Source organism: Faecalibacterium sp. AF10-46, assembly GCF_003604105.1.
GTDB classification, from domain to species: Bacteria; Bacillota; Clostridia; order Oscillospirales; family Ruminococcaceae; genus Faecalibacterium; species Faecalibacterium taiwanense.
The window spans coordinates 1-2,316 of sequence record NZ_QVGY01000029.1 but is presented as its reverse complement, the minus strand read 5'-3'; the positions used below and the strand labels follow the sequence as shown (position 1 = coordinate 2,316).

The following is a 2,316-nucleotide window of genomic DNA, read 5'->3' as shown; positions in this document are numbered from 1 at the left end:
GTGCGACACGAAGTCGCGTAATGTATTGCGTGTAAACGCTACTCTATCCATTTGGAGTAACCCTACTGTGACCTGCACTGGTCAAAAGCCGGCGTTGGGAAGCTCACAGGACAATATGGGAAATCTGCCAGCCTAAAAGCAGACGTACCGTTAGGGTAAAGAATGCTATGTCGAATGTAATGTGAACCATCGTAAGGATCGTTACAGGGAATAGGTGAAATAAGGCTGATACACCTACACCAAAAGGTGCTGGAGGTGGCCAAGGGGCCTTTCGCTACCCCGAAGCAAATGGACACAAATCCTCCCGGTTCAAAGATGGCGGCTAAGGCATTCATGAATTATGCATTACGTGGAACGTGGAAAACCCTATGCACTCCTTTGATAAAGGTATCGACCTCGCAAGAGGGAGAAACGGTGCAGAGGGTATGAGATGGAATAAAAAGCGAACGGTTCACTGTAACAGTGAGCATAGGGGTTCAAAATTTGCCCTGACCTGAAAGGGTGCTGACTTATTCCGGGTATTTCATGGCAAGATTGGAGGTATCCCTGTGAACGATAAGTATTCAACGACGGAAGGTAAAACTTCTGAGAAGCTGTCGGACGAAGCTATGTTGAGTGCCCAATGGAAAAACATTGACTGGCATAAGGCAGAGCGGGAAGTCAACAGGCTACAAATCAGGATTGTCAAGGCAACTCAGCAAAAAGACTACAACGCAGTAAAACGACTTCAGTATCTTCTGACACATTCCTTTTACGCCAAAGCACTGGCTGTTAAGCGTGTCGTTACCAACGATGGGCGCAAGACTCCCGGTGTGGATGGTGTTCTCTGGAACACCCCGGCGAAGAAAATGAAAGCGGTTCTATCGCTGACAGATAAAGGGTATCGTGCGCGTCCTCTCCGTAGAGTGTATATCGAAAAGAAGGACAAGAAGAAAAAGCGTCCATTGGGCATTCCTACAATGTATGACCGCGCAATGCAGGCTCTCTATGCTTTGGCACTGGAGCCGGTGGCGGAAACAACAGCAGATGGGAAATCCTTTGGTTTCCGAAAAGGAAGATGCGCACAGGATGCCTGCGAATATCTGTTCAATGCACTGTCGCGCAAGCACATTTCTCCGAAGTGGGTTTTGGAGGGTGACATCAAAGGTTGTTTCGACCATATCAGCCATGATTGGCTTCTGGCGAACATCCCCATGGACAAGAACATTTTGAAGCAGTTCTTAAAGGCGGGATTTATCTATCAGCGCGAACTCTTTCCTACCGAGGAAGGAACTCCGCAAGGTGGTATTATCTCCCCCATTCTGGCGAACATGACGCTGGATGGTATCGAGAAGAAGCTGGTCGAACGCTTTCACACGAACGCGCTCGGCAAGGTCGATTCAAGATTTAAGAATGCCCACAAAGTAAACTTCGTCCGCTATGCAGACGATTTTGTGGTCACAGCGGCAACACCTGAATTGGCTCTTGAAGCAAAGGAGCTGATTCGAGAGTTTCTCGCTGAACGCGGATTGGAACTTTCTGATGAAAAGACCGTTGTCACCAACATTGACGATGGTTTTGACTTCCTCGGCTGGAACTTCAGAAAGTATAACGAAAAGCTGATTATCAAGCCTTCCCAAAAGGCGGTCAAGGCTATCGTTTCCAATATCTCTGACACGATTCTCCGCAGAGGAAAAGCGTGGCAGCAAGATGTTCTGATTATGAAGTTGAATGAACAAATTCGAGGTTGGACTAATTACCACCAGTCCGTATGCGCAAGTGATGCGTTCGCGCATCTGGACTATGTCCTGTACGAACTGCTGTGGCGATGGGCTAAAAGACGGCACCCAAAGAAGAACAAGTGGTGGATTTCCACGAGATACTGGCATCGTGTCGGTAATCGGAACTGGGTGTTCTCTACGGAAAACAAGGAGCTGATACGGGTGGACAGCACAGCCATTGTGCGACATACCAAGATAAAAGCTACTGCAAATCCGTTCCTCGATGAGGCGTATTTCCAAAAAAGGAAATTCGATAAAGGAATGCACCGGCTGACTGGAAAATTCAAGATGATTTGGAAAAACCAGAACGGACTGTGCTACCACTGCGGAATGCCGATGGATGTAACGGAAGAAAGAGAAATCTTCTACCTTGCACCAAAGGCAAAGGCTGGCATGGAAGAAGTTCGTAATATGCGCTACGTTCATTGCGCCTGTCAGAGAATTTATGCTGAGAACCGCTTGAAAAAGTGATGAAATGCTTGAGCCGTATGACGGGAAACTGTCACGTACGGTTCTTAGGCGGGAAGGCGGTGGTAACACCGCTGACCCAGCCGAT

1 protein-coding gene is annotated in these 2,316 nt (G+C 48.0%); it reads left to right on the top strand.

The annotated features are described in order from the left end of the window. Positions 1 to 548 precede the first annotated feature (548 nt). Complete coding sequence (ltrA, locus tag DWV57_RS14200; RefSeq protein ID WP_120021124.1) at positions 549 to 2,231, top strand: group II intron reverse transcriptase/maturase; 1,683 nt, start codon at positions 549 to 551, stop codon at positions 2,229 to 2,231. Positions 2,232 to 2,316 lie beyond the last annotated feature (85 nt).